This window comes from Collinsella sp. HCP3S3_E11, assembly GCF_052067375.1.
GTDB lineage: Bacteria > Actinomycetota > Coriobacteriia > Coriobacteriales > Coriobacteriaceae > Collinsella.
In genome coordinates, this window is the sequence record NZ_JBQHQI010000005.1 from 40,986 (window position 1) to 67,607 (window position 26,622).

Here is a 26,622-nt window from a genome sequence, read left to right on the forward strand (position 1 = left end):
TCGTCGGTCGCGTACCGAAGTACGCTTCCCTCCTCTTTCACGTCACCTTGCTCGCCTAGGGGCGTTTTCGCTGACGTGTGCTCAACCTGCGGGGTAATGTCAGCAACCAAGCCGAAAACAACAAAGGCCGAAGCACCATCGGAGCTTCGGCCTTCATCATCTCAGGGTTCCGTCGTATTCAACCATGGCGGGTTGCTTTGACAGGCGCCCTACGGCCGTCTTATAGACCTCGGAACGATCGCGCCGCCCTATTGCTACAATCTCGGCAATCTCAACCATTCCGTCCTCTCGGATTCGGAAAACCATTTTGAGTCCCGCATTCCGCCATTTAATCTTTTTGCAGCCGGCGAGCTCGCCGTGAAGCGGCGTACCGATTTCATCAGCGCGCGTCTTTAATTTTATTCAAAAGTTAAAAGCCTTATCGATTCTCGATGCTACCGATGTTTTTGAGCTCGATGGAGATGAGGCCGTTGGGCTCGTTGACGAACTCGATGTACTCGGAGTTCGAACCCATCTCGGCCGGAAAGCTGATCTCGATGCCCGTGTCGGTACGAATCTTGTGATTGCGTACGGCCGCGCGCTCGACTTGCTTGCGCTCCACGGGCACGCGCTCGGGAACCTTCTCCTCGGTCAGCGCCGCACGCACGCTCTCCTTGATGACCGGCTCGTCCTCAAAGACCTCATCGACGATATCCCAAGGCGGCAGCTCCTCGTCGTCTTCAACCTTCTCGGCAACGGCGGCTTTGACCTTGGCGAGCGCTACGGCCGTGTTGGAGCCGTGCTCCTCGGCGACTTCCTCGACCACGCGCGTCACCGTGTCGATGACCTCCTTACCCGAAACCCCCGTGTCGCACTGCAGCAGACCATCAGGGATAAGCATGCGGTCCTCGCCGGCAATCTTGCGCTTCTTATCCACGTAGCCGATCTCCATGGTGCTTGCACGCACGATGGCATAGCTCGGCACCTTTTGCGAGGGGTTTGGCAAAATGGCGTAGTGGCGCGCGATGTCGTTACGAACCTCGCCCTCTTCGCGACCCACCTCGTGCATGAATGCCTGCTTGGAGCCCAGCAGCATCACGGCAAACCAGCGGGCATCTTCATCATCGTCAAAGTCCGCCACAAGCACGTCAGTGGACTCGGCTTTCTCGGCTTTGGTGAGCTCGGAAGAGATGAACTCCGCAATCTGCTGAGACAAGTCCACGAACTCACGCTCACCAAAGAAATAGCCCTTGAGCTCGCCGCCAAACGCAGAGTTCTCCGCAAACGTGGCGCGCTTATTGTCGGCCGAGGTACGTGCGCGGCGCAGATGCGTGGTCACAAAGCTGCGCACGGTACGGCTTTCGATATCCAGCTCGCGCTGGCTCATGACGTTGACGGCAGAGTCAAAGTCCAGGATATGCAGAATCGCGTGATTGATTTTCATATACGGCATTCCGTTCTAGATCGCTTTTGGCACGAACCAGTATAGCGGTCGAGTCCACCCCAGGCGCATCGAAGATTGGTGCAAACAAGCCTGTCCCCTTTGCATAAAAAAGCGCCCGGGTCACATGGGCCCGGACGCCTTCATTGTAGCTTTTCGCTCTAGCGAGCTTGATTTAGCAGGAAAAGTCGACGCTGTCGATAATGTCCTTGAGGGCCTTTGCGGAGGCGGTGAGCTCATGCTGCTCGTCATCGTTCAGCGGCACGGGGACGCGGCAGACAACGCCGTCGCGGCCAACGACGGTCGGCATGGAGATGGCAAGATCGGACAGACCATACTCGCCCACCATGAGCGAGGAGACGGGCAGAACGGTCTGCTCGTCACGCATGACGGCAGTGCAGATGCGCTTTACCGCCATAGCGACACCGTAGTAGGTGGCGTGCTTCTTCTCGATGATGGTGTAGGCGGAGTTCTTGACGTCCTCGGCGATGCGCTTCTCGGCAGCCTCATGCTCCAGGTGGCCGTGAAGCTCGCAGAAGGTGTTCAGCGGCACGCCGGCAACCTGAGCGCTGGACCAGGCGACAAACTCGGAGTCGCCGTGCTCGCCCATGACATAGGCCTGAACGTCGCGCGGGTCAACCTCGACGTGGGCGCCGAGCATTTGCTGTAGACGGCCGGTGTCGAGCACGGTGCCGGAGCCGATGACATGGCCCTCGGGCAGACCGGACATCCTGATGGCGGCGTAGGTCAGAACGTCGACCGGGTTGGAGACGATGAGCAGAATGCCGTCGAAGCCAGACTTCTTAATCTCGGGAATAATGGACTTAAAGATGCTGACGTTCTTGTTGACCAGGTCCAGACGGGTCTCACCGGGCTTCTGAGCAGCGCCAGCGGTGACGACGATCATGGCGGCGTCGGCGACATCTGAATAATCGCCGGCGTAGATCTTCATCGGCTCGGCAAACGTCATGCCGTGCGCAATATCCAGGGCCTCGCCCTCGGCGCGGTTCTTGTCCACGTCGATGAGAACCATCTCGGAGAACAGACCACTCTGCATCAGCGCGAACGCCGAAGACGAACCGACGAAACCGCAGCCGACAATAGCGACCTTCTTCTCGTTAACCATTAGAAACTCCCATCTCTCTCCACAAACAAGCCGCCCGGGAACGACCCGAGCGGCTTGCCGTAATCCCAATACATCCAATCGGGACTTTGATTATGCTCCTATACGCAGCCAAAAATCGACCGTTTACCGAAATTGTTTGAAGGATTCGTAAAATAACTGCACGAAATCGGTTTCGAGCTATTGACGAGCCCAAATAGCCTTCTAATACAGGCCCGCCTCGCGGATGGCCTCGACAGCCAAAGCGATCTGATCGGGCGGCAGGACCAGCGCCATGCGCACGTGCCCCTCGCCCGAAGGGCCAAAGCTCGCGCCCGGCGTCACCACAACGCCGGCCTTCTCCATAAGCTCCTCGCAAAACGCCATGGAATCGGTGCGACCACCGGGAAGCTTGGCCCACACAAACATAGAGCCATGCGCGTTGGGACGCTCCCAGCCCAGGCCCTCAAGACCGTCGCACAGGGCATCGCGGCGCTCCTGGTACTTCAGACGTTGCGCCTCGACCTCATCGCGCGGACCATTGAGGCAGGCGATGGCGGCCTTCTGAATCGGGAAGAACATGCCAAAGTCGATCTGGCTGCGCAGCTTGGCAAAGGCAGAGACCACATCCTCACGGCCGACCAAAAAGCCGATGCGCGCACCGGTGACGTTAAACGACTTGGAAAGCGAGAAGAATTCCACGCCCACCTCGAGCGCGCCGGGATACTGCAAGAAACTGCCGCCGGGCTCGCCGTCAAACACGATGTCGGAGTACGCGTTGTCATGGACGATCAGCAGGTCGTGCTCGCGGGCGAAGGCGATGATCTCCTCGTAGACCTCGGGCGTGCCCACCGAGCCCACCGGGTTGGCGGGCAACGACACGATCATGTACTTGGCACGATCGGCCACCTCGGGATCGATGCCCGCCACATAGGGCAGGTAATTGTGCTCCGCCACCAGCGGATAGTACTCGAGCTTGGCATCGGCGATCTTGGCGCCCGCCTCAAAGACCGGATAGCACGGATCGGGAACCAGAATGGTGTCACCCGGATCGAGCAGGGCCAGGCCCAAATGACCCACGCCCTCCTGCGTGCCGTTGCACGACTGCACCATGGACGGCGTAATGCCCGAAACGCCAAAGCGACGCTCATAGTAATCGCACACGGCCTGCTTAAGCTCGGGCAGGTCGCGCAGGGAATACTTCCACATCTCGGGATTTTGGGCGGCCTGCGTGAGCGCCTCGACCACGTGGTCGTACGGCTTAAAGTCGGGCGTGCCCACGCTCATGTTGTAAATGGTCTTGCCCTGAGCCTTCAGCGCAAGAAGTTTGTTGTTGAGCGAGGCGAAGACCTCCGCGCCAAAGCGGTCGAGACGCTGCGATGCCTGCATGGTGCCACCTTTCGATATAAAAATACGGCGCTCCGACAAGAGCGCCGCGCGATACGGGCCATCAGATTGCAAAAGTGTAACGCTTGCAACCCCCGTATTGGTTCAATTTAGCCAACCTTAGTCAATTGGATTGAGCGCATCGATCCGCGCAAGCCACAGACGCGAGCTGGCGTCACTCGGCATACGCCAATCGCCGCGCGGGCTGAGCGTCACCGAGCCCACCTTGGGACCATCGGGCAGACAGCTGCGCTTAAACTGCTGGGCAAAGAAGCGACGATAGAACGTACGCAACCACGTGTGGACGGTCTTGGCGTCATAGACACCCTCAAAGCTCTTGAGCGCCATACGGTAGATCTTGCCCGGCTCAAAGCCAAAACGCAGCAGGTAATAGAGGAAGTAATCGTGCAGCTCGTACGGGCCCACCAAATCCTCGGTCTTCTGCGCAATCTCACCGTCGCCCGTGGGCGGCAGAAGCTCGGGGGACACCGGCGTATCGAGGATATCGAGCAAGACCTCGGCAATACGCCCGCCAAAGACATCGGCGGCATAACGTACCAGATGGCGCACAAGCGTCTTGGGCACGCTCGCGTTGACGGCGTACATGCTCATGTGGTCGCCGTTATAGGTAGCCCAGCCGAGCGCCAGCTCTGACAGGTCGCCCGTGCCGATAACAAAACCGCCAGCCTGGTTGGCCAGATCCATCAGAATCTGCGTACGCTCGCGGGCCTGGCTGTTCTCGTAGGTCACGTCTTGGACGGCCGGATCGTGCTCAATGTCCTTGAAGTGCTGCTCCACGGCCGTGTGGATCGAAACCTCGCGGAAGCTCACGCCCAGGTCGCGAGCGAGCGACTCGGCATTGGACTTGGTGCGACGCGTCGTGCCAAAGCCGGGCATGGAAACCGCCGTGATACCGGTGCGCGGCAGCCCCAGCGCATCGAAGGCACGCACGGTCACAAGCAGTGCCAGCGTGGAATCCAGGCCGCCCGAAAGACCGATGACTGCAGCCTTGGTACCCGTATGGGCAAGGCGAGTCTTGAGGCCGGCAGTCTGCAGATTGAGGATCGTCTCACAGCGCCCGGCCAGGTCACCATGGTCGGCCGGCACAAAGGGCGCGCGGGGGAAGACACGGTCAATGTCGAGCGCATCGCGCAGGACAGGTTCTTCGGCTAGCATGCCCTCAAACGAAAACTCAACGGTCGTGGCCTCCGACGCATCGTCCGCGCGCGTCCACGTGGTCGAACGACGGCGCTCGGCAACCAGACGGTCGAGATCAACGTCGGCCACCGCCATATCGCAGGTGAGGAGCTTCGTGGCGGCGAGCTTCGAACCGTTTTCGTAGACGAGGTTCTCGCCCGCAAAGACCATATCGGTCGTGGACTCGCCCTCGCTCGCGTCTGCATAGGCATAGGCACAGTACAGGCGCGCACTCTGATTGGAGATAAGGCTGCGACGATAATCTGCCTTACCGATAATCTCATCCGAGGCCGACGGATTGAGGATCACCGTCGCACCGGCAAGCGCCATCTCGGTCGAAGGGGGCGCCGGCACCCACAGATCCTCGCAGACCTCAACGCCCAGCACCATATCCTCGGCGCCCTCATCACAGCAGCGGTAGACAAGCCCCGAACCCAGCGGAACCGGACCCTGACCGGCAAACTCAACCCACACGGGATCGGCGGGCGCCGGATCAAACCAACGGCGCTCATAGAACTCGCCATAGTTGGGCAGATACTTCTTGGCCGTGAGGCCCAAAAGCTCGCCCGCGCAGCACACGGCGGCACAGTTGTAGATATTCTCGGCCACCGCAACGGGAAGACCGATGGTAAAGACAATCGGCAGCTCACGAGTCTCATCGAGGATATGCACCAGAGCAGCCTCGCAGGCATGCAGCAGCGTGCGGTTATGGAACAGGTCAGCCGCGGTATAGCCGCACAGATTAAGCTCGGGCAGCACCAGAGCACGGACACCGCGCTCGACCGCCTCGCGAACAGCCGCCAGCGCAACCTCGGCATTGCCCTCGACATCGGCCACGCGAATCCGCGGCGAGGCCGCCGCCACGCGCAAAAAGCCATCAGACTGAGAAAGGTGAAGATTCATAAGAATGCTCCCGTGCGTAGACGCCATTCACAACAATTAGCAAGCCCTATTGTAGTTCAACCGCCGGGTGTAACCGCATCCCACCAATTTGGTGAGCTATTGATGAGTTGATGGTATCTGTTAAATGTCACGTACGATTCACATCTGGTGGGTACCCTGATGGCTACACGAAACGAAGCAGATTTACACCGGGAGGGCCCCGTATGACAACCAAGTACACCGACGCGCCGCGCACGCGCGTCATGACACCGGCCGCGCTCAACAACGGCGTTCACGAAAACCATTCCATCGGACAGACCATGGCCATCGCGCCCAAAAAGGGCCTGTTCGACGACATTTCCATTCCCCAAATCATCGCCGGCGCCGCAGCTGCCGCCACGAGCGTCGCACTTGCTTCCAAGATCGGCATCGCCGGATCGGTGATCGGTGCCGCCGTGAGCTCGGTCATCACCGTTGTGTCCTCGCAGGTCTACCGCCACTTTATCTCTGCCAGCGCCGAAGCCCTCAAAGGCACGCACGCCGCCGTCGACTACCCTGCCGGCGCCTATGAGCCCGTTGACCTTAATGCCGAGGAGCACCTGGGCGGCGCCGCGACTACGCAGGAGATGCGCCAGGTTGCGGGGCGCGCGACCACGGCGCGCGTCGCCCCCAACAGTCTGCGTGCCAAGGCGGCGGCAGAGCGCAGCCAGACGCAAAAGAAGGTCATCGTCTTCTCGATCGCCATCGCCATCGTCGCGGTCATCGCCTGCGCCGGCGCCATCCTTATCACCACCGCCGGTGAAGGTCTGGGCGAGCGCCCCGAGCCAATCCTATCGTCGCGCACGACCGAGCACGACGCGGATAGCACTGGTCAATCGCAAAGCCAGCAGGACGACTCGCAGGACACCTCCGCATCCACCGACTCGTCCTCGAACGCCCCCGATCAATCGCAGGGCGCCGATTCCTCTGTAAACAACAGCGGCACGCAATCCGGCACGACTGGCTCAAGCCAAACGACCGACGGCTCTCAACCGAGCACGGGCGACCAGGCAAACGGCAATACATCGGGCACAAGCTCCACCGACAACAGCAACACCAATAGCTCGAACAGTTCGAGCGGATCCGCGTCCGGCACGGCATCTGACAGCTCGAGCCAAGGCACGGCATCGGGCAACTAGGCACGTTTGCCTCTCATAGATAACCGACCTGCATAACGGGCGCGAACCGGCAACGGTCGCGCCCGTTTGCCTTGGGCGACGAGATGGCAAGCCCCATGCGATGGTAAGATGCTTTGGTGTGTATAGAGGAGATTTGCCATGAGCAAGACAATAGTTAAGCCCACACTATCGCTGGGCAACCACATCTATCTGTATCGCCTGCTGCGCGACGCGATTGGGTGCGGCAAGCAAACGTTTATGACGCAGGTCGAGGAGGCGCTCGCCGCTGGTGACATGGCCGCTTATGACCTGGGCTTCGAGTCCACGCGCGAGCTGCTCGAGGAGCTCGACGACTGCATTAAGCTGACCGTCTTTAAGGGCGGCCGTCTGTATGCCACCGTCATCGCCAACGAAGCCTGGGATGCCGCCCTTGCCAAAGGCGAGGACAAGCCCAAGGCTGCCAAGGGCGCCAAGCAGTCCTACAAAAAGAAAAAGCGCGGCGAGAAGGACCTCAAGGCCGTGCGCCCCAAGCACGTTAAGCATCCCGAGCCCGAGCCCATGGCCGAAGTCGCTCCGGAGCCCGAGCCCGAGACAGGGATCGAAGTCGCTATTGAGGTAACGGCAGGAGCCGAAACCGAAATCGCCGCCACGACCGATCCCGAGGTCATATCAGAGCAGGAAGCCACTGCGGAGCTCGACGAGGCTCCCAAGTCGACAACCGAAGAAGCCGCCAACCAACCCGAGACGCCTGCGTTCCAAAACAGCGATGTCTTTGGCGACGAGGCCGAGGACGATCAGTCCGACGAGCCCGACGATCAAGACGCTACCGAGTCGACGCCAGAGCCCGAGACGCCGCAGCCCGCCATCTCGCTCACGGTCGTCTATGACCCCGAGAACGCAAACGCCGGCATCACCACCATGGCATCCACGCCAGCCGAGGCAAAGCCATCTGTCGAGGCAGAGGATGCCCCGCGAGCCGATGCCAAAACCGAGACCGCAGACACGTCCGTCTCCGTGGAACCGACGGATTTCGCAGTTAAGCCGGAAAAAGCGTCTGAGCCTGAGCCTGCCATCGAGTCCGCATCCGCATCTGCCTGTGACCAGGTTCCCGCACCTGCACCGGCTTCGGCACCCGCAGCACCGACCATCCCCGAGGACTTCCCCGTCGATTTCACAACCGAGGTCTTCTGCCCCGGCCCATTGCTACACCAGCTGTCGACCTATCTCCCCTACGGCGCCGACACGCTCGGCATCGTCGGCGAGTACTACTGGATCGCCCGCGAGCGCGGTACCATCGAGGCCGCGCGAAACCGCGCAAGCTTCCCCCTGCGCTACACGCAGGCCGGCGAGCGCCACGAAGTCACCGTGCGCATCCGCCGCAACACCGCCGGCGGCCTCGGCGCCACCTGGACTATCGATAAAGTCGAGCCTTCTACCAAGTAAAAAAGGGACGATAACCCTCAAGGTTATCGTCCCTTTCTCGTTAGGTCACCTGAGCTCGACTAATCGCGCGTCAGCTTGCGGTGAATACGATGCGGCTGGGCTGCGTCCTCGCCCAGGCGCTCGATACGGTTGGCCTGATAGGCCTCGAAGTTGCCCTCGAACCAATACCAGTTGCCCGGATTCTCGTCGGTGCCCTCCCACGCCAGAATGTGCGTGGCGACGCGGTCCAGGAACATACGGTCGTGGCTAATGACCACCGAGCAGCCCGGGAACTCGAGCAGCGCCGCTTCGAGTGAGGACAGCGTCTCGACGTCGAGGTCGTTCGTGGGCTCGTCGAGGAGCAGCAGGTTGCCGCCCTGCTTGAGCGTAAGCGCCAAGTTCAGACGGTTGCGCTCGCCACCGGAAAGTACGCCAGCGCGCTTCTGCTGGTCCTGGCCCTTAAAGCCAAAGCTCGCCACGTATGCGCGGCTGGGGACCTCGGTCTCGCCGACCATCATGTGGTCCAGGCCGTCCGAGACGACCTCCCACAGGTTCTTATCGGGGTCGATGCCGGAGCGGTTCTGATCGACATAGGAGATCTTGACGGTCTCGCCCACCTCGAGCTCGCCCGAAGTCAGCGGCTCCAGGCCCACGATGGTCTTGAACAGCGTGGTCTTGCCCACACCGTTGGGGCCGATGACGCCCACGATGCCGTTGCGCGGCAGGGTGAACGATAGGTCGTCGATGAGCACGCGACCGTCGAACTCCTTGTGCAGGTGATGGGCCTCGAGCACCTTGTTGCCCAAACGCGGGCCCACAGGGATGCGGATGTCGGTCCAGTCGAGCTTCTGGCTTGCGCGGGCCTCGGCCTCCATCTCCTCATAGCGAGCCAGACGGGCCTTGTTCTTGGCCTGGCGGGCCTTGGGCGAGCTGCGCACCCACTCGAGCTCGGCCTCCATGCGCTTGGCGAGCTTGGCGTCGCGGTTGCCCTGAGCCTCGATACGCGCGGCCTTGGTCTCCAGATACGTGGAGTAGTTGCCCTTGTAGGGATAAAGGTGGCCGCGGTCGACCTCGCAGATCCACTCGGCAACGTTATCCAGGAAGTAGCGATCGTGTGTGACGGCAAGCACCGCGCCCTGGTAGTTGTGCAGGAAGTGCTCGAGCCACAGGATCGACTCGGCGTCCAGGTGGTTGGTGGGCTCATCGAGCAGCAGCAGGTCGGGAGCTTCGAGCAGCAGCTTGCACAGGGCCACGCGACGGCGCTCGCCGCCGGAAAGCACATTGACCGGCATGTCGGAATCGGGCAGCTGCAGGGCATCCATAGCCTGGCCGAGCTTGGAATCGATATCCCAGCCGTCGGCGGCATCGATTTCGTCCTGGAGCTTGCCCATCTCGGCCATGAGGGCATCCATGTCGCAGTCCGGGTCGCACATCTCCTCGCCGATCTTATTGAAGCGATCGACCTTGGCGATCATGTCGCCAAATGCCATGCGCACGTTCTCGATGACGGTCTTGTCGTCGTCGAGCGGCGGCTCCTGCTGCAGGATACCCACGGTGTAGCCGGGGGTAAGTCTGGCATCGCCGTTGGAGACTTCCTCGATGCCGGCCATGATCTTGAGCAGGGTCGACTTGCCCATGCCGTTAGGGCCCACGACGCCGATCTTGGCACCGGGATAGAAGCTCAGGGTCACGTCGTCAAGGATCACCTTGTCGCCATGAGCCTTGCGAGCCTGATACATCTGGTAGATAAACTCTGCCATTTGCCTGTTTTATCCTTTCTACCTGCTGTTTCCCTATTCTTGTTTCGCTTTAGTGGAAACGAGATGAGAAAACCAGCTCTAAAACGTAACGAAAAAGGGGCACGGTTGCCCATACCCCCTAATACTACCTGGGAAAAGTCCCCCGGAACATGCTATTAACTGCGTACGCTAGTTTTCCGCAACCTTAACGAGCGGCTCGCTGCGATTTGCGCCACAGCAGATACGAGTAGACGTAGACGACTCCGACCGAACCAAACGCCAGAACCGCAATCATCGCGGCGACAACTTCACTCGAAAGCACGCTACCCGCAACGCCCATCACAATCAGACCAACACCCAGCACCATAAAGCAGGCACCGCCAAAACGCTGCGTACGGCGCCAGTTCTCGGGATCGGCAAGCGCCCAGGGCGTCTTGATACCGAGCGTATAGTTCTGCTTCACACGCGGCAAGTAGTTGCCTACGCCAATGAACAGCAAACCGACAGCACAGGAAATCAGCACGTTGACCGAACCGACCGCCGGCACCACGCCCCAGACCGTAAGCTCTCCCAGCCAGCTTATGGCGCACATGAACAGGGTGAAGGCGATTACGAAGCCCTGATAGAACTTGCCCGAGGTTCGATATGCCTCACCTTTGGGATCGATGCGCGGCACCACGCAGAACATTGCGAGAAGCACCAGGGGCAGCACGCCGTGCGCGGAGGCCATCCAGCTGGGACCCCAACCGTCAACGCCGTTCGCGCCCCAGTGCGTGGGAATCTGCGCAGGCAAGCTCGGCATCACCATAAGGTGCGCTACGATATTGGCGACGCACAGAGCGACCAGCGCGATCCACACGCGTGGCGATACCCCCGTGGCGTGAATGCCCTTGTTTTCGTTATTCATCCTTATCACCTTCAGTGTTTGTAAAGCCCATAAACCAACCGATCAAGTCCTGCATGACGGTGGTGTTTAAGCTGTAAACGATGTTTTGGCCATGACGTTCATCGGTCACCAACCCGGCGTTTTTGAGCGTCGCCAAATGATGGCTCAACGACGGCTTGCTGATGTCAAAATGCTCGGCAAGCTCCCCAGCCGTGCGGTCGCCCTCGCGTAGTAGTTCCAAAATGCGCCGCCGCGTAGGATCGGCCAGCGCTTTAAAACCCTCTCCCGGCATAGGACCTCCTCTCAGTATTTCGTTCGACGCGCACACTATACTCGATATTTAGATGTTTGTCTAACTATCTAATCTTGTACTCAAAAAAAATAGCCGCCCCCGCGTAATGCGAAGACGGCCACTTCTCACGCCATAAACGTGTTTCGGAGTTGGCTAACCCGCGGCAACGGGCACCATCTGTTTCAATCTTATGCGAATCCCGATCCCATTTCAACAAACCCCAAGGGTTCAAATGGAATCGTGATAATACCTATAATGGCGATAGCTAAAACACGATTCGCTTCCCCATCGGAGGATATTTATGACCGAAACCGTTGCCGCAGCCGCCATCGAGACACGCGACACCAAGCTCGAGATCATCATGGGCCGCGAGGCACTCGATAAGCTCGCCGATGCTACGGTGCTGGTGCTCGGCTGCGGAGGTGTGGGCTCCAATTGCTGCGAGGCACTCGCCCGCGGCGGCATCGGTCATTTCGTCATTCTGGACAAGGACATCATCGCGCCCAGCAATATCAACCGTCAGGCCATCGCCTTTCACAGCACCATCGGCAAGCGCAAGGTGGACGTGATGGAAGCCATGATTCGCGATATCAATCCCGCCGCCACCGTTATCAAGCGCACCGAATACCTGTTGAGCGACAACATCGACGAGTTCTTTGCGAGCGTTTTTGAGCAGACGGGCGGCAAGCTCGACTACGTCGTCGACGCCATCGACACCATCTCGGCCAAGCTCACTATTGCCAAATATGCTCAGGACCACGACATTCGTTTGGTTAGTTCCATGGGCGGGGCTAACAAGCTCCATCCCGAGTGCCTCCGCTTTGCCGACATCTTCGATACGGTGCGCGACCCCATGAGCCGCATTATGCGCAAAGAATGTAAGAAGCGCGGAATCAAGAGCCTGCACGTGCTGTTTAGCTGCGAGGAATCGGTTAAGACACAGCCCCGCGACCCTTCCAACATCCACGAGCGTACCGAGCTCGGAACCGCCAGCTTTATGCCGCCCATCATGGGTCAGATGATTGCCGGCGAGGTTATCCGCCAGATCAGTGGCCGCGGCACCGAGCGCGTGCGCGCCGATGGCCAGCGCCTGGACTAGCGGAGCGCGCCGAGATGGAGCCCTGGTTAATTGATGCACACTGCCATCTTGATTTGATGGCTTACCCGAATGCTGTTGCCGACGAAACTGCGGCTATAGGGCTGGGGGTCTTTGATTGCGGGGTCGACCCACGCGACTTCGCGGCAGCAAAAAAGCGGGCCAGCCGCTACCCAAACATTATCGCGGGCGTCGGGCTCCATCCCTGGTGGCTCGCCGACGGCCGCTGCGGTCCTGCCGAAGTCAATCTGCTTTGCAAAGTTGCTGCCCAAGAGCGCTATATCGGCGAGGTGGGACTCGACTTTTCCGCGCGCTTTGCCGGAAGCGAACCGCTGCAAATACAGGCACTTGACCGGCTCTGCGATGCGCTCGTGCAGTGTCCTCTTGCCGGGCGCGTAATATCGATTCACGCCGTTCGTTCGGCAGGAGCCGTACTGGACGTCCTCGAATCGCATGGACTACTCATCCCAAACCCCGACTCCCCCGCTATCATCTTCCATTGGTTTAGCGGTACTTCGGACGAACTCGCCCGCGCGCGTAATGTGGGCTGCTATTTTTCTGTCAACGAACGCATGCTCGCGTCTAAACGAGGACGCGAATACGCACGACAGATTCCACTCGATCGTTTACTGCTCGAGACCGATGCACCAGCAGAGGCAAACGCAGAAACAAGCGCGCAGTCGCTCATCAAATCGCTCACAAGGACCTCGATGCGCATCGCCTCGCTCAAAAATTGTGACACAAAGCACATCGAATCGGCAGTTTTAGCAAATGCGCACTCTGTTTTTGACCTTCGCTAACCCCTGTATGCAAAAAGACGACAACGATACCATTATGACGGTAGACGTGCCGTCCAAGTCCTACGCAAGCTCCAGCAGCTCCGGCAGCTGGTCGATAATCTTGTCCGCGGCATCTTGGCTAAAGCCGAAGCGTTCCTCGCGCTTGGCAATGACCGTCAGGCCGGCTCGCTTGCCGGCAGTGATACCAGGTACCGAATCCTCAACGCAGCAGCAGCGATTCGCGGGAAGTCCCAGCAGGTCCAGCGCATGCAGGTAGATGTCGGGCTCGGGCTTGCTCTCCTTAAACTGCTCGCCGCTCACCACATACTCAAAGGCATCCGACAGCCCGCACGCATTGAGCACTTCCTCGATGCTATCCATGGGAGACGAGCTGGCAAGCGCCACGCGAACGCCGCGGCGCGGCAGCTCTCGAATCGTATCCACGGCGCCTGGGTTAATCAAAGCCTGATAGTCGCGCGGACGCTTATGCGCCCACTCGTCCCAACGGGCCAACGCTTCCTCGCCAGTGAAATGCCCCTTACCGGCGCGCTCAAACCAATCGACCAGCATATGCAGGAAGAACTGATGTGAGGTACCGATCTGCCCGTTCAACTCCTCTTGAGTCAGGTTAAGCCCAAGCTCCTTGGCAAACGCGGCAGTCTCGCTCAGGTAGTAATACTCGGTATCGACAATGACGCCGTCCATGTCAAAGATAACGGCGTCGAACGGAAATGCGGACACGGCACCCTCCCTAACAAAAGGGCGCCTGTAAGCAGGCGCCCGAACCATGCATTAATCGGCGATTCTAACCCAGCAGCTTATCCAGCGCCACCGCAATGCCGTCTTCGTTGTTATTGGCAGTCACCATCTGGGCCACGGCCTTAACCTCGTCAACCGCGTTGCCCATGGCAACACCGGTGCCGGCCCACTCAATCATGGACTTGTCGTTCTGGCCGTCGCCAAACGAGACGACCTCGCTGGCATCGATGCCGAGCTTGGGCAGGGCACCCTCGAGCGCGCGGGCCTTGTCGATACCGGGAGCCGTAAACTCAAAGTACCAGTCGGCCGTAAACATACCCGAAAGCGTCTGAGTAAAGGGCGCATACATCTCCTCGTGATGCGCTTGCAGATAGGCCGGGTCGCCAGCAGTGAGCAGCTTGTCCACGGGATAAGTGTCCACGACCTCATGCAGGCTCTCCACCTCGCGGATCTTAAGGTCGCAGGCATCGCGCTCGTATTTGACGATGTTTTTCTGCGAGCCATCCGGCAGCGTAATCATGCAGCGGTACGAATCCTCGACATGCAGATCGCGACCGAGCGAAATCATAGGGATCACGTCAAAATTACGCAGATGATCAATCAGACGGTGCAGTTCGTCAGCCGGCATGGCCTGGTCAAAAAGGACCTCATCGGTCTGAGCGTCGACGACGTGAGCGCCATTAAAGGCCACCAGCAGACCGTCATGGTTTTGAAGGTCGAGCTCCTGCGCCAAGGCGTGCAGCCCCCATGCGGGACGGCCCGAAGCCAAAATGAGCTTAATGCCCGACTCCTGCGCCGCGAGCAGCTTCTCGCGCGTACGCGGGCTGATGACCTTTTGGTCGTTGGTGAGCGTACCGTCGATATCCATTGCGATGGCTTTGATTGCCATATAAGCCTCCCTGTCATTGAACAACCTTGCCTGAGTCATCATACAGAACACCTACTGCGGCTCTGTCTGCAACGGGGTAAAAGGTCATATTGTCCCGAACATGAACGGCGTGTGGTCGTGAAGCTTTATCGCTCAGGTCAAATACGTCTGCTAGCGACGCTCATCCGTCGGTGCGCCCTCGACGATCGCGATGCCCGCCGATGCACCTAACGCGCTGGCGCCGGCCTCGATGAATGCGCAAGCCTCTTCGTAATTATGGATACCGCCCGCCGCCTTGATTGCCACGGCATCGCCGAGCACCTCGTGCATCAGCCGCACGTCCTCGAGCTTAGCACCGCCAAAGCTTCTGCCGGTCGATGTCTTAAGGAATCCCGGCTTGGCCTCCAGCGCGATCTCGCATACACGGCGCTTGGCGGCGTCGTCGCCGTCCAGCTTGCACATCTCAACGATTACCTTGTCAGTGATGCCATGCGCGCGACAAAAATCAGCAACGGCAGTCATCTCGCGCTCGATGGCATCAAAATCGCGGTTCTCGATCGACCCCTGATTCAAAACGTAGTCAATCTCGGTAAAGCCACACGCAGCGTATTCCTCAAACCTCGCAAGCTTCTCCTCAAGCGTCATAGTGCCCTGGGGAAAGTCGATAGCGCCGGCAAGGATGATGTCAGAGCCCTCGAGCATGGCGCGGCCCGTCTCGTACTCCTGCAGGTTCGCAAATACGCAGCGAAAGTTGTACTTTAGCGCCTTCTCGACATACTGCTCAAACGTGTCCTCGGGGGCATCGATATAGTCGATGTATTTATTGATGGGTTTGGCAAGCGTCATGCTGAGCCTCCTTGTTCAGGGCTGACAACCGATTCGTGGTTTCACGCGAAAAACCACGTTCAATATACGCCCGACATGCAAGGACAGCGTCCGCATTCCGGCAAGTGGTATGAAATTAGCTGTAGACGTATATTTACGGACAGCGAATGGCACCGTACGCGGATGCCGACTGCAAGACATCCCCCCCTCAATACGCCCTCATGCCCACTCAAATAGCAAAGGGGCCCGCATCCCAACGGATACGGGCCCCTTTCAGTCATAAGCCAACTCGGCCGTAAAGACTACTTACGATGCGCGCGATAGAACTCGATGAGCGCCTGGGTCGAAGCGTCCTGCTCGGCCTTGGCGGCGTCGTCGTGGAAGGCCGGGGTAATCTGCTTGGCAAGCTGCTTGCCCAGCTCGACGCCCCACTGGTCGTAGGAGTCGATGCCCCAGACCGTGCCCTCGACAAACGTGATGTGCTCGTACAGGGCGATGAGCTCGCCGAGTGCGAACGGGGTCAACGTATCGCCGAAGATCGAGGTCGTCGGGCGGTTGCCCTCAAAGCAACGGGCCGGGACGATCTGCTCGGGCGTGCCCTCGGCACGAACCTCGTCGGCCGTCTTACCAAAGGCGAGCGCCTTGGTCTGGGCCAGGAAGTTGCCCAGGAACAGCTCATGCACGTCCTGACCGCTATCGGTCGCAGGGTTGGCGGTATTGGCGAAGGCGATGAAATCGGCCGGGACCACCACGGTGCCCTGGTGCAGCAGCTGGTAGAAGGCGTGCTGACCGTTGGTGCCGGGCTCGCCCCAGAAGATCTCACCGGTGTCGGAGGTCACGGCGCTGCCGTCCCAGCGGACATGCTTGCCGTTGGACTCCATGGTGAGCTGCTGCAGGTAGGCCGGGAAGCGGTGCAGGTACTGGCAGTACGGCAGCACGGCGTGGCTCTTGGAACCGAAGAAGTTGACGTACCAGACGTTGAGCAGGCCCATCAGCGCGACGGCGTTGTTCTCGAGCGGGGTATTGCAGAAGTACTCGTCGATGGCGTGGAAACCCTCGAGGAACTGCTGGAAGCGCTCGGGACCGAGCACGACGATCAGCGACAGACCCACGGCGGAGTCGACGGAATAGCGGCCGCCGACCCAGTTCCAGAAACCAAAGGCGTTAGCGGGGTCGATGCCGAAGGCCTCGACCTTGTCGAGTGCGGTGGAAACGGCAACGAAGTGCTTGGCCACGGCCTCGGCGTTCTGCTCATCGGAGCCGTCGATGGCACCCTGAGCCTTGAGCTGCTCGAGCATCCAGGTCTTGACCTCGCGAGCGTTGGTGAGGGTCTCGAGCGTGGTGAAGGTCTTGGAGACGATAATCACGAGCGTGGTCTCGGGATCCAGGCCCTTGAGCTTCTCGGCTTGGTCGTTGGGGTCGATGTTGGAGATATAGCGGCAGTCGATACCGGCGTCGGCGTAGGGACGCAGGGCCTCGTAGGCCATGACCGGGCCCAGATCGGAGCCACCGATGCCGATGGACACCAGATGCTCGATCTTCTTGCCGGTAACGCCCTTCCACTCACCGGAGCGCACGCGCTCGGCAAAGGCGTACATGCGGTCGAGGACCTCGTGCACGTCGGCGACGACGTCCTGGCCGTCAACGATGAGCTGGCCCTTCTCGCTTGCCGGACGGCGCAGCGCGGTGTGCAGGACGGCGCGGTCCTCGGTGGTGTTGATGTGCTCGCCGGAGAACATGGCGTCGCGGCGCTCCTCGAGCTTCACCTCGCGGGCAAGATCGCACAGCAGCTTGACGGTCTCATCGGTCACCAGGTTCTTGGACAGGTCGAAGTGCAGGTCACCGGCGTCAAAGCTCAGCTTGTTCACGCGCTCTGCATCGGCAGCGAACCAGGCCTTGAGGTCGATACCTTCGGCCTCGAGCTTCTCCTGATGAGCCTCGAGCGCCTTCCAAGCGGCGGTCGACGTAGCGTCGATAGGTGCGGCAACAGTTGCCATAAAGTCCTCCTCAACATACAGGCGCAAACCTCCATGCGCCCGGATAATCAGATGCCCCTATTCTAGCGCAGGTCAAGACCGTAATCAGCGAGCGTTGCCAATCCGCCCCCAAACGGCGACCGACCAAAAAGGGACAGGTTTATTTTGGCAGGTCAAACGCTTTACCTACCAAAAATAGCCCATCTCTTTATGGCAGACATTACGCCGCGGCGCACACGCTGCCGAGCAACTCACGCAGAGGAGACCCAATGCCCTCAAGCAGTTCGGGCGCGATGATGGCAAAAACGGGAACCTCGCCGGCCCCCACGACGGCAGGCACTTTGCCCTCCGAGACGATACATCCATAAGGGACAAAACCGTCTTCGCCGGCATCGAGCGCCGCCATGCGACGCGCGAGTTCGCGCGCAAAGCCAGCAGTATCGGCATCGCCGATCGCCAGGACAAAGTCCACGCCTTCGTCGGTCGCCAGGGCCACAGCTTCGTCGATCAGCTCGTCTCCCCCGTCGCCCTCAACCGAGCCGCAACGAAAAAGCACGCGCTCGAGCAGAGCTCGGTCAAGCGAGCCGAGCGCCGCCGAGACAAGCTCATCGCGCGTATGTTTGTCGCCACCCAGCACCACCAGCGCCTTGGTGCCGCCGTAGTGAGCGACCAATCGTCCACACCAGCGAGCCACGTCTCCATCCGCAACAAGGCGCGTCGGCATACCAAACCCATAGTTGACCATTATCCCCACAACCCTTCCGTGCTTTATGGTGGTATCGATCGCTAGGCTCATGCTACGAAGCGAGGTTTTCCGAGCTGTTTCGCGCTCTTTAGAGCTGCGTTAAAACCCGATGCAACCGCCCGACCATACCTGCCAAAAAGGGACAGGTTTGTTTTGGTCGGTCAAGCGTTTTACCTACCAAAATAAACCTGTCCCTTTTTGGCAGGTTTTGACGATGTCCGGACGAGCGGGTATTATCGAACATGTATTCGATAAGAACATGTGTTTGATGGGAGGACGCGTGGGGCACGGGTGTCACACCTATATCTGCATCGACCTCAAGACGTTTTATGCCAGCGTCGAGTGCGTCGACCGCGGGCTCGATCCGCTCACCACCCACCTGGTCGTTGCCGACGAATCACGCGGGCGTACGACCATCTGCCTCGCCATTACCCAGGCCATGAAAGACCTCGGGATACACAACCGCTGCCGTCTGTTTGAGATTCCCGACGGCATCGACTACATCAAGGCCGTACCGCGCATGCAGCACTACATGGAGGTGTCGGCGCAGATCTACGGTATCTACCTTGAATACGTCAGTCCGCAAGACGTTCACGTCTACTCAATTGACGAGTGCTTTATCGACGTGACACCCTATCTAGAGCTCTACCATACCAATGCCAAAAGCTTTGCCTGCATGCTGCGCGATGAGGTCCTCGCGCGCACCGGCATCACGGCGACAGTCGGCATCGGCCCCAACCTATTCCAGGCCAAGGTGGCGCTCGACATTACCGCTAAGCACGTACCCAGCCGCATCGGTATACTCGACGACGAGACCTTTCGCAAGGAGATCTGGCCCCATCGCCCCATCACCGATATCTGGGGCATCGGCCCCGGCGTGGCAGCCCGCCTCGAAAAGTACGGGGTATACGATCTGATGGGTGTCGCCGCGCTCGACGAAAACCTGCTTTACGACGAACTCGGCGTCAATGCCGAGTATCTCATCGACCACGCCTTTGGGCGCGAGCCGACAACTATCGCCGATATTCAGGCCTATCGCCCGCAGGCAACTTCAACCACCACAGGACAAGTGCTCTCGAAGGGTTATGCCTACGAGCAGGCCTACACCGTCTTGCGCGAGATGGTCGATGCCGCCGTACTGGACTTGGTCGATAAGCACGTGGTCTGCGACAGCATCTCGCTCTTTGTGGGCTACGCGAGCGAGCGCGCCGACATACGCCGCCTCGACGCCAGCGGCACAGCGCAATATGTAGACGGATGCGGACATGTGCGTTCGAGCACTTCGAGCATCGAACCCGCCGCAACCGCAGGCCCCGAGCTCGCACCCCGTGCACCCAAGCCCGTCCAGCGCGATGACGAACGACGCCGTCTGGTGCGCGAGGCACAGGCAATCGACGGCATCTTTGTGGGAGAGCATGGCGGCAAACCGCGTGGCGGCTATGCCGCGCTCTTTGCGCACTCTAACGCTTCGCGCAAGCTGCCCGAGCGCACCAATTCGTTTAAGAAGATCATGGGCTATTTCGATGAGCTCTGGGCGCAGACCGTCGATCCCAAACGACCGGTCAAGCGCATCAATTTGGGCTTTGGCAACCTCATGCCCGAGGAATTTGCCACCATCGATCTGTTTAGCGATGTTAAGGCCGATGAACGCGAGCGTGACCTGGCCCGCGCCGTTCTGGCCGTGAAGGGCAAGTACGGCAAGAACGCCCTGGTCAAGGGATTAAGCTTTACCGCCGGCGCCACCGCACGCGAACGCAACGATCAGGTAGGAGGACACCGTGCCTAAGGCCCAACAACAGCCGATGCGGCCACCGACGCCTTTTGAACGCCTGGCGGACCCCGAGGGAAGGCGTCGCGCCGCCGACCCCAAGCTCACCGCTAACGGTGCCGTTCGCGCCAACCGCGCCGCGCAGTTTATGCCCTTTGCCGCCCTCACGGGATACTACGAGCTCGTGCGCAAACAAGAGATCTCTGTTGAGCCCAAATGCGAACTCACGGAAGAAAAAGCCCTCGAGCTTTCAAAAAAGCTCGAGGGCCTCAAACGCGGCGACTTGGTGCGCGTTACTTATTACGATACATACGGCTATCGCAGCCGCACCGGCATTCTCGACGAAGTGCTCCCCGCGTTCAAGCTGCTCAAACTCCGAGACATCGCCATCGGCTTCGACGATATCCAAGACATCGAGCTGCGCGGCCGAGCCTAGGCGCAAGCGCACGCCCGGCCCTACGGCTTTATGACGTAATAGCCCGCATCCCTCACGGCAGCCTCAAGCACCTCACGATCGATCGGGTTTTTAGAACGGATGCACGCCGTGTGGTCTGTATACGTCACCGTGGCCCAAATGCCATCGAGAGCGTTGAGGACGTTCGTCACATTTTGCGCGCAGCCGCGGCAGCTCATACCGCCAATAAGCAGCTCATCGCTATAGGGGTAGTGAGACACATCGGTGTCCGCGACCGCGACCCTCTTGACCTTCTTTCTGCCCGCCCCATCGCCGCAACAGCATTTGCCATGCGTCGATGCGACAATACGCCGGAATCCAAAAAATAAGCCGGCGGCAATTACGGCAAGCACAATGATGTTTACAGTTTTCTGCTATGTCAGCCACATAAAGCAGCTACGAGATGTTGCCCAAAAACGCCTTGGTGCGCTCGCTCTTGGGATGGTCGAAGACCTCGCTCGGCGTGCCCTCCTCCACGATAACGCCGCCGTCCATAAAGACGACGCGGTCGGCGACGTCGCGGGCAAAGCCCATCTCGTGCGTCACCACGATCATCGTCATGCCGTCACGCGCAAGATCGCGCATGACACCCAGAACGTCGCGGACGAGCTCGGGGTCAAGCGCCGACGTGGCCTCATCAAAGAGCATCACGTGCGGGTTCATCGACAGGGCGCGGGCGATGGCCACGCGCTGCTGCTGGCCGCCCGAAAGCTGGCTCGGCATAAAATCGATGCGCTCGGCCAGACCGACCTTGGTCAGCTCCTCGACGGCAATCTTCTCGGCCTCTTCCTTGCTGCGCTTGAGCACCTTTTGTTGCGCAAGCATGACGTTCTTTTTGACCGACAGGTGCGGAAACAGATTGAACTGCTGAAACACCATGCCCAAGTGCGTACGCACCTTATTGAGGTCGACGCCCTTGGCGCACACATCCACGCCCTCGACGACAATCGAGCCGCTCGTGGGCTCCTCAAGACGGTTGATGCAGCGAAGCATCGTCGACTTGCCCGAGCCCGAGGGGCCCAGGACCACGACGACCTCACCCTTGTGCACATCCAGATCGATGTCGCGCAGGACCACGTTATCGCCAAAGGCCTTCTGGAGATTCTTGATGCTGACGACGACCTCGTTCGAGTTATTGGTTTCGCTCATAATAGAACCTCCTTACAGACCTGCAATATGATCGGCGGGTGTCGCGACAACCTGTCCGGCGCTCTTGGTGGGACGCTTCTTTTTGGTTTCGGCCGTCCCCAGAAGTCTCGCCTCAAGACCGCTCACCAAGCGCGCAAGCGGCAGGGTAATGACCAGATAGAACAGGGCGGCAACCACATACGGCGTGATGGAGCCCGTCGTCGCCACGATGGTGCGGGCATTCATGACGATCTCGACCACGCCCACGGCGGCGAGCAGCGACGTATCCTTGTAAAGCAGGATAAACTCGCTGGTCAGCGTAGGCAGGACATTGCGGAACGTCTGCGGAATCATAACGTAGAGCAACGTCTGGAAGGCATTCATGCCCAGCGAGCGGGCAGCCTCGTTTTGGCCCTTGGGGATCGACTGAATACCGGCACGGAAGATCTCGCACAGGTACGCAGACGAGTTCATGGCCATGACGATAACGCCCAAGACGTAGTCGTCAACCTTGACGCCGGCAAGTGGCAGGCCAAAGAACGCGATATAGATCTGCAGGAACGCCGGCGTACCACGGATGATATTCACGTAGATGCCGGCAAGACAGCGCAGGATGCGCGACTTGGAGATGCGCATGAGCGACAAGGCAAAGCCAAAGGGGATTGCCAGCGGAAACGCCACAAGCACGATCGAGAGCGACATAAGGAAGCCCTTAAATACGACCGGCAGGCTCTGGACCAAAATGACCGGGTTCAAGAACAGACGCAGGAACATATTGGAATTCCAAGCCTCGACCCACGGCTGTTCCTTAAGATCGGCCTGGAAGTTATCGAAGGCCGTCACGCCCTTAATCTCGACGGAAGGAATCTTGGAAATCTTCTTGGTCGAACCGTCGGCGAGCGTATAGGTGCCGCTAAAGGCCTCGTCGCCGCCTTCGACGGGGAAGGTCACGCCGTACACCTCGACACGGAAAAAGCCGCCGGCAGGCGCCGTCTCGCCAAAGTCGATCTTGAGCGTCTGGCCATCAGCCGTGCACGTGGGCTTCATGGGTGTGCGATCCATGAGGTCCTCGCCCGAGAGCATCGTCAATCGCGTGTCATCGGTACCAAACGTCGTGCCGTCGACAAACGTCAGCGAAAGACCGCTCAGCTCCTCGTCGGCATCGGCCTGAACTTCCCAGGTAATGCGTGTCTCGGTGCCGCCGACCACATCGCTGCCCGAACCGGTGTTGGGTCGGGCGGTAATCTTTGCGGTCTCAAGCGCTTGGGCAGTCGAGGGCGCAGATGCCCCCACGCACACCAGCGCGAGCGCCACGGCCATGACACAGGCTAGCTTTTGGAGCAAGGCGGGTAGTGAAGAACGCTGCTCAGCGGCCCCTTTGTTCAGTCGAGACAAGGTGGCTCCTATCGTAGAAGTTGCCGGCAAAAAGAGACGGAAACACTCTCCGTCGAGAGAAGCGCAAAGGCCCTCTCCGCTAAACGGAAAGGGCCCACACGCAATCAAGTATCTGTTTACTTGATGTTGTATTTAGCCATAAGGGCGTCAACGGTGCCGTCGTCGGTCAGGTCCTTGATGGCCTGGTTGATGTCGTCCTTGAGCTTGGTATTGCCCTGGTTGATGGCAATAGCGTACTCCTCGCCGGTGCTGATCTGTTTAACCGTGTGGCAGGTATTGAACTGCTCGGCGGTCAGCTGGCTCGCAACGGAGCGGTTGGTGACTACGGCATCGCCCTTATCGGACTGCAGGGCGCTGAAGCACTCGGTAGCGTCCTTGTAGGGGACGATCTTGGCCTTGGGGAAGTTCTCCTGGGCAAAGGCCTCGGCGGTCGAGCCAGACTGGACGATAATGGTAGCGTCGGCGTTGTTGAGCTTCTCGCTGTAATTGTCGGCCGTGATGTCGGTGTTATCGACCTTGGTCACGATAGCCTGATCGTCCATGTAGTAGGAATCGGAGAAAGCGACTTCCTTCTCACGCTCGGGCGTGTCGGTGATAGCCGCAATGGAGACGTCATACTTGGTGCCCGAAGCGACGCCGGGGACGAGCGTGTCGAAGTCGTTGTTGACGTACTCGACATCCAGGCCCAGCTTGTCGCCGATAGCCTTGATGAGCTCAAGGTCAAAGCCCTGATAATCGCCGTTGTCATCCTTGTACTCAAACGGAGCGTACTCGGCAGAGGTGCCGACGGTCAGCGTACCATCCTTGACGAGCGCGTACTCCTTGGAGCCGTCGACCTTCTCGACCTTAGCGTCGTCAGAGCTGCTGGAACCGGCATCAGAACCAGAGGTGGCGTTGGACGAGCCGCAGCCCGTCAGTGCGAGGGCGAGCGCCATGGCGCCCGTGGCGGCAAATGCGCCAAGCTTCTTCAGCTTCATAATCAGTCTCCTTCCAATGGCCCCATGTGATTCAGGGGCCTGCAAAAACTGAGGGCTATTATGCACCCGCGTGAGAGAATCTGCAATTAGAAAACTGATTGAAACAAACCCATAACGTGAATGGAACACTCCACTTTATGACAGTCATTACTGCTGCAATGACCTTAATAGTTTAATTTCAGCCGCATAACCTGCAAGTTCGTTCGGCGTTTCCAAAATGAATGGCAGTGATCGCAGGCGGCTATTCGATACAATATTCTGCATAACTTGCATTCCACCGCCAAGTTCCTCGCTGCCGAGGTAACCCTTGCCGATGCACTCATGCCGGTCCTTATGGGCACCGCGGGGATTCTTGGAATCATTGATATGCACAGCGCGCAGGCGCTCGATACCAACCACACGATCGAACTCGTCGAGCACACCGTCAAGATCTTGGACGATATCATAGCCGGCGTCATTTACATGGCAGGTGTCCAGGCAAACGCCCAGCTTGGCCGACAGCTCGGGGCGCCTGTCAGCAACGCCCTCGATGATGATCGCCAGTTCCTCAAAGCTGCGGCCCACCTCGGTGCCCTTGCCAGCCATGGTCTCGAGCAGCACCGTCGTCTGCTGGCCCTCAAACATCACCTGGCACAGGGTGTCGACGATCATCTGAATGCCGGCGTCGGAGCCCTGTCCCACATGCGCACCGGGATGGAAATTGTAGTAGTTACCGGGCAGCGCTTCCAGACGCTGCAGATCCTCAGCCATGGCCTCCAGGGCAAACTCGCGCGCCCGCTCTTTGGCCGAGCAGGGGTTATAGGTATACGGAGCATGGGCCACGAGGGGACCAAAATCGTTTTGTTCCATAAGCTCGCGCAGGGCCGCCACGTCATCCATGTCAAGGTCTTTTGCCTTGCCGCCGCGCGGGTTGCGCGTAAAGAATGCAAAGGTATTGGCGCCAATGGATAGCGCCGTCTCCCCCATCGCCCGATAGCCCTTCGTCGTGGATAGGTGACACCCAATCGTCAGCATCCCCAGCTCCCCCTCATCAGTTACGGTGAAATAGTTCCTGTTGATGCCTTATTCTGCCGCAAACAGGAACTATTCCACCGCAAGTTATAAAAGGGTCATGAGGAGCGCGTTTTGTCGAAGGCCTTAAGCACCGCCGTCACGGGTCCAGGCTGAAAACGGCGGCGTACGTCGTCGAGACGCTCGGGAATATCGATATGCTGCGGGCAGTGCCGCGCGCATTTGCCGCATTTGACGCAATTGCTCACCAACTTGGGCTCGCTTGTGCGCACCGCGCTCGCCGTAAAATACTGCGATAGACCCGTAAACCAGCTGTGCGCATAGCTTGCGTTGTAGGCGGCAAAACACCCAGGAATATTGATGCCTTTAGGACACGGCATGCAGTAACCGCATCCCGTGCAGGGCACGCGATTCGATTTTTCAAACTCCGTCAGCACGTGCGCGATGGCATCGAGCTGAGTAGCTGTCATCGAATCCGGCAGGGCCCGATCGGCCAACGCCGCGTTCTCATCCACCTGCGCGGTATCGGTCATACCCGAAAGCAGCATCGTCACCTGAGGATGATTCCACACCCACGAAAGCCCCCAAGCGGCAGGAGTGCACAAATGCGGGTCACGGGCGCTATCGAGCACAGCGCGGGCCCGCGGCGGCAGCTTGCCCGCCAGGCGTCCGCCCAAAAGCGGCTCCATCACAAACACCGCGAGGCCTCGCTCGGCGGCGGCCATGAGCCCCGCCGTTCCCGCTTGGTAACGCTCGCCGGCATAGTTGTACTGTATCTGGCAAAAATCCCAGTCATATGCGTCAAGCATCTTCAGGAAATCCGCCGCGCTGCCGTGATACGAAAAACCGATCCGGCGAATACGCCCCGCAGCCTTTTGGCGCACAATCCAATCCTCGATACCCAGTGCCACCACGCGTTCCCACTGGGCGGGCGAGGTGATGTTGTGCATGAGGTAGTAGTCGATATGGTCAGTCCGCAGGCGGCGCAGCTGCTCATCAAAGAAACGGTCGAAATCCTCCGCGCACTTGCACGAGGCGTGCGGCAGCTTGGTCGCGAGCAAAACCTGGTCGCGCAGGCCCAAGCGCTCAAGCGAAGCGCCTACGCAAGCCTCGTTGCCGGGATAAAGATAAGCCGTATCCAGGTAATTTATCCCCTGCTCCACGGCGCGGGAAACGATAGCATCGGCTGTCTTCGCATCGGGGCGTCCCGGCGCACCGGGAAACCTCATGCACCCCAGCCCCAACGCCGAGATACGGTTACCGCTTTTGGGGTCAACGCGATACTGCACGGCCCCTCCTCCCCCATCGAAGCTCTGACGCGGCGAAACAAACCCGTCACGCCACCGAAACACATCGGA

The 26,622-nt window shown here is 59.5% G+C and carries 24 protein-coding genes; 6 read left to right on the top strand and 18 right to left on the bottom strand.

Annotation, left to right across the window (positions count from 1 at the left end; genetic code table 11):
• Window positions 1–418: 418 nt before the first annotated feature.
• The 4 genes from ACTM86_RS04635 to ACTM86_RS04650 all read right to left on the bottom strand — a co-directional run bounded on the left by ACTM86_RS04635 (window position 419) and on the right by ACTM86_RS04650 (window position 6,008).
• Window positions 419–1,423, bottom strand: coding sequence for a nucleoid-associated protein (locus ACTM86_RS04635; RefSeq protein ID WP_441015780.1), 1,005 nt, complete (start codon window positions 1,421–1,423; stop codon window positions 419–421).
• A 172-nt stretch (window positions 1,424–1,595) separates the two neighbouring features.
• Window positions 1,596–2,546: an L-lactate dehydrogenase gene (locus tag ACTM86_RS04640; RefSeq protein WP_427727834.1), complete on the bottom strand. Its 951-nt coding sequence runs from the start codon at window positions 2,544–2,546 to the stop codon at window positions 1,596–1,598.
• Window positions 2,547–2,747: 201 nt separating this feature from the next.
• Window positions 2,748–3,911 (bottom strand): pyridoxal phosphate-dependent aminotransferase, encoded by a 1,164-nt coding sequence (locus ACTM86_RS04645; protein WP_441015783.1) that lies wholly within the window; start codon window positions 3,909–3,911, stop codon window positions 2,748–2,750.
• Window positions 3,912–4,028: 117 nt separating this feature from the next.
• Entirely contained in the window at window positions 4,029–6,008 is a 1,980-nt protein-coding gene (locus ACTM86_RS04650; RefSeq protein ID WP_441015785.1) for an NAD(+) synthase, read from the bottom strand.
• Between the two features lie 203 nt (window positions 6,009–6,211).
• On the opposite strand from ACTM86_RS04650, the gene ACTM86_RS04655 reads away from it, so the two are divergent.
• Window positions 6,212–7,165, top strand: a complete 954-nt coding sequence (locus ACTM86_RS04655) for a hypothetical protein (RefSeq protein ID WP_441015788.1) — start codon at window positions 6,212–6,214, stop codon at window positions 7,163–7,165.
• Between the two features lie 138 nt (window positions 7,166–7,303).
• The gene (locus ACTM86_RS04660; protein ID WP_441015791.1) at window positions 7,304–8,587 is read left to right on the top strand and encodes a hypothetical protein; all 1,284 of its coding nucleotides are present in this window, start codon (window positions 7,304–7,306) and stop codon (window positions 8,585–8,587) included.
• A gap of 59 nt (window positions 8,588–8,646) precedes the next feature.
• Here the strand turns inward: ACTM86_RS04660 and ettA are convergent, their stop codons facing one another.
• The 3 genes from ettA to ACTM86_RS04675 form a co-directional block, all read right to left on the bottom strand.
• Window positions 8,647–10,326 carry an energy-dependent translational throttle protein EttA gene (ettA, locus tag ACTM86_RS04665; RefSeq protein ID WP_055251458.1) on the bottom strand — a complete coding sequence of 560 codons (1,680 nt, stop codon included), beginning with the start codon at window positions 10,324–10,326 and terminating at the stop codon, window positions 8,647–8,649.
• A 184-nt stretch (window positions 10,327–10,510) separates the two neighbouring features.
• Window positions 10,511–11,212 carry an SdpI family protein gene (locus ACTM86_RS04670; RefSeq protein ID WP_441015794.1) on the bottom strand — a complete coding sequence of 234 codons (702 nt, stop codon included), beginning with the start codon at window positions 11,210–11,212 and terminating at the stop codon, window positions 10,511–10,513.
• Window positions 11,205–11,483: an autorepressor SdpR family transcription factor gene (locus ACTM86_RS04675; protein ID WP_154517353.1), complete on the bottom strand. Its 279-nt coding sequence runs from the start codon at window positions 11,481–11,483 to the stop codon at window positions 11,205–11,207. The genes ACTM86_RS04670 and ACTM86_RS04675 overlap by 8 nt, the downstream gene beginning before the upstream one ends.
• Before the next feature lie 301 nt (window positions 11,484–11,784).
• Between ACTM86_RS04675 and ACTM86_RS04680 the strand changes: the two genes are divergently transcribed.
• Both ACTM86_RS04680 and ACTM86_RS04685 read left to right on the top strand, forming a co-directional pair.
• The gene (locus ACTM86_RS04680; protein ID WP_441015797.1) at window positions 11,785–12,582 is read left to right on the top strand and encodes a tRNA threonylcarbamoyladenosine dehydratase; all 798 of its coding nucleotides are present in this window, start codon (window positions 11,785–11,787) and stop codon (window positions 12,580–12,582) included.
• Between the two features lie 14 nt (window positions 12,583–12,596).
• Window positions 12,597–13,379, top strand: a complete 783-nt coding sequence (locus ACTM86_RS04685) for a TatD family hydrolase (RefSeq protein WP_441015800.1) — start codon at window positions 12,597–12,599, stop codon at window positions 13,377–13,379.
• A gap of 60 nt (window positions 13,380–13,439) precedes the next feature.
• Here the strand turns inward: ACTM86_RS04685 and ACTM86_RS04690 are convergent, their stop codons facing one another.
• From ACTM86_RS04690 to ACTM86_RS04710, 5 genes are all read right to left on the bottom strand, one after another.
• Window positions 13,440–14,099, bottom strand: coding sequence for an HAD family hydrolase (locus ACTM86_RS04690; protein ID WP_370450635.1), 660 nt, complete (start codon window positions 14,097–14,099; stop codon window positions 13,440–13,442).
• 64 nt (window positions 14,100–14,163) lie between these two features.
• Window positions 14,164–15,006 carry a Cof-type HAD-IIB family hydrolase gene (locus ACTM86_RS04695; RefSeq protein ID WP_441015803.1) on the bottom strand — a complete coding sequence of 281 codons (843 nt, stop codon included), beginning with the start codon at window positions 15,004–15,006 and terminating at the stop codon, window positions 14,164–14,166.
• 150 nt (window positions 15,007–15,156) lie between these two features.
• Complete coding sequence (gene deoC / locus ACTM86_RS04700; protein WP_441015806.1) at window positions 15,157–15,831, bottom strand: deoxyribose-phosphate aldolase; 675 nt, start codon at window positions 15,829–15,831, stop codon at window positions 15,157–15,159.
• Between the two features lie 281 nt (window positions 15,832–16,112).
• Window positions 16,113–17,807 (bottom strand): glucose-6-phosphate isomerase, encoded by a 1,695-nt coding sequence (gene pgi / locus ACTM86_RS04705; RefSeq protein ID WP_117817172.1) that lies wholly within the window; start codon window positions 17,805–17,807, stop codon window positions 16,113–16,115.
• 199 nt (window positions 17,808–18,006) lie between these two features.
• The gene (locus ACTM86_RS04710; protein WP_427718555.1) at window positions 18,007–18,510 is read right to left on the bottom strand and encodes an iron-containing alcohol dehydrogenase; all 504 of its coding nucleotides are present in this window, start codon (window positions 18,508–18,510) and stop codon (window positions 18,007–18,009) included.
• A gap of 280 nt (window positions 18,511–18,790) precedes the next feature.
• On the opposite strand from ACTM86_RS04710, the gene ACTM86_RS04715 reads away from it, so the two are divergent.
• Both ACTM86_RS04715 and ACTM86_RS04720 read left to right on the top strand, forming a co-directional pair.
• A complete protein-coding gene (locus ACTM86_RS04715) occupies window positions 18,791–20,317 on the top strand; it encodes a Y-family DNA polymerase (RefSeq protein WP_441015892.1) in 1,527 nt (508 codons plus the stop codon).
• Window positions 20,310–20,735, top strand: coding sequence for a hypothetical protein (locus ACTM86_RS04720; RefSeq protein WP_441015809.1), 426 nt, complete (start codon window positions 20,310–20,312; stop codon window positions 20,733–20,735). The genes ACTM86_RS04715 and ACTM86_RS04720 overlap by 8 nt, the downstream gene beginning before the upstream one ends.
• Before the next feature lie 20 nt (window positions 20,736–20,755).
• Here the strand turns inward: ACTM86_RS04720 and ACTM86_RS04725 are convergent, their stop codons facing one another.
• From ACTM86_RS04725 to ACTM86_RS04750, 6 genes are all read right to left on the bottom strand, one after another.
• Window positions 20,756–20,974, bottom strand: coding sequence for a heavy-metal-associated domain-containing protein (locus ACTM86_RS04725; RefSeq protein WP_441015812.1), 219 nt, complete (start codon window positions 20,972–20,974; stop codon window positions 20,756–20,758).
• Window positions 20,975–21,149: 175 nt separating this feature from the next.
• Window positions 21,150–21,902 carry an amino acid ABC transporter ATP-binding protein gene (locus tag ACTM86_RS04730; RefSeq protein ID WP_022094423.1) on the bottom strand — a complete coding sequence of 251 codons (753 nt, stop codon included), beginning with the start codon at window positions 21,900–21,902 and terminating at the stop codon, window positions 21,150–21,152.
• A 12-nt stretch (window positions 21,903–21,914) separates the two neighbouring features.
• On the bottom strand, window positions 21,915–23,276 hold the full coding sequence (locus ACTM86_RS04735; RefSeq protein ID WP_233540353.1) for an ABC transporter permease subunit: 1,362 nt from the start codon (window positions 23,274–23,276) through the stop codon (window positions 21,915–21,917).
• 116 nt (window positions 23,277–23,392) lie between these two features.
• Window positions 23,393–24,253, bottom strand: a complete 861-nt coding sequence (locus ACTM86_RS04740) for an ABC transporter substrate-binding protein (RefSeq protein WP_118345556.1) — start codon at window positions 24,251–24,253, stop codon at window positions 23,393–23,395.
• A gap of 147 nt (window positions 24,254–24,400) precedes the next feature.
• Complete coding sequence (locus ACTM86_RS04745) at window positions 24,401–25,267, bottom strand: deoxyribonuclease IV (RefSeq protein ID WP_441015815.1); 867 nt, start codon at window positions 25,265–25,267, stop codon at window positions 24,401–24,403.
• A 95-nt stretch (window positions 25,268–25,362) separates the two neighbouring features.
• Window positions 25,363–26,553: an aldo/keto reductase gene (locus ACTM86_RS04750; RefSeq protein WP_441015818.1), complete on the bottom strand. Its 1,191-nt coding sequence runs from the start codon at window positions 26,551–26,553 to the stop codon at window positions 25,363–25,365.
• Window positions 26,554–26,622: the final 69 nt, after the last annotated feature.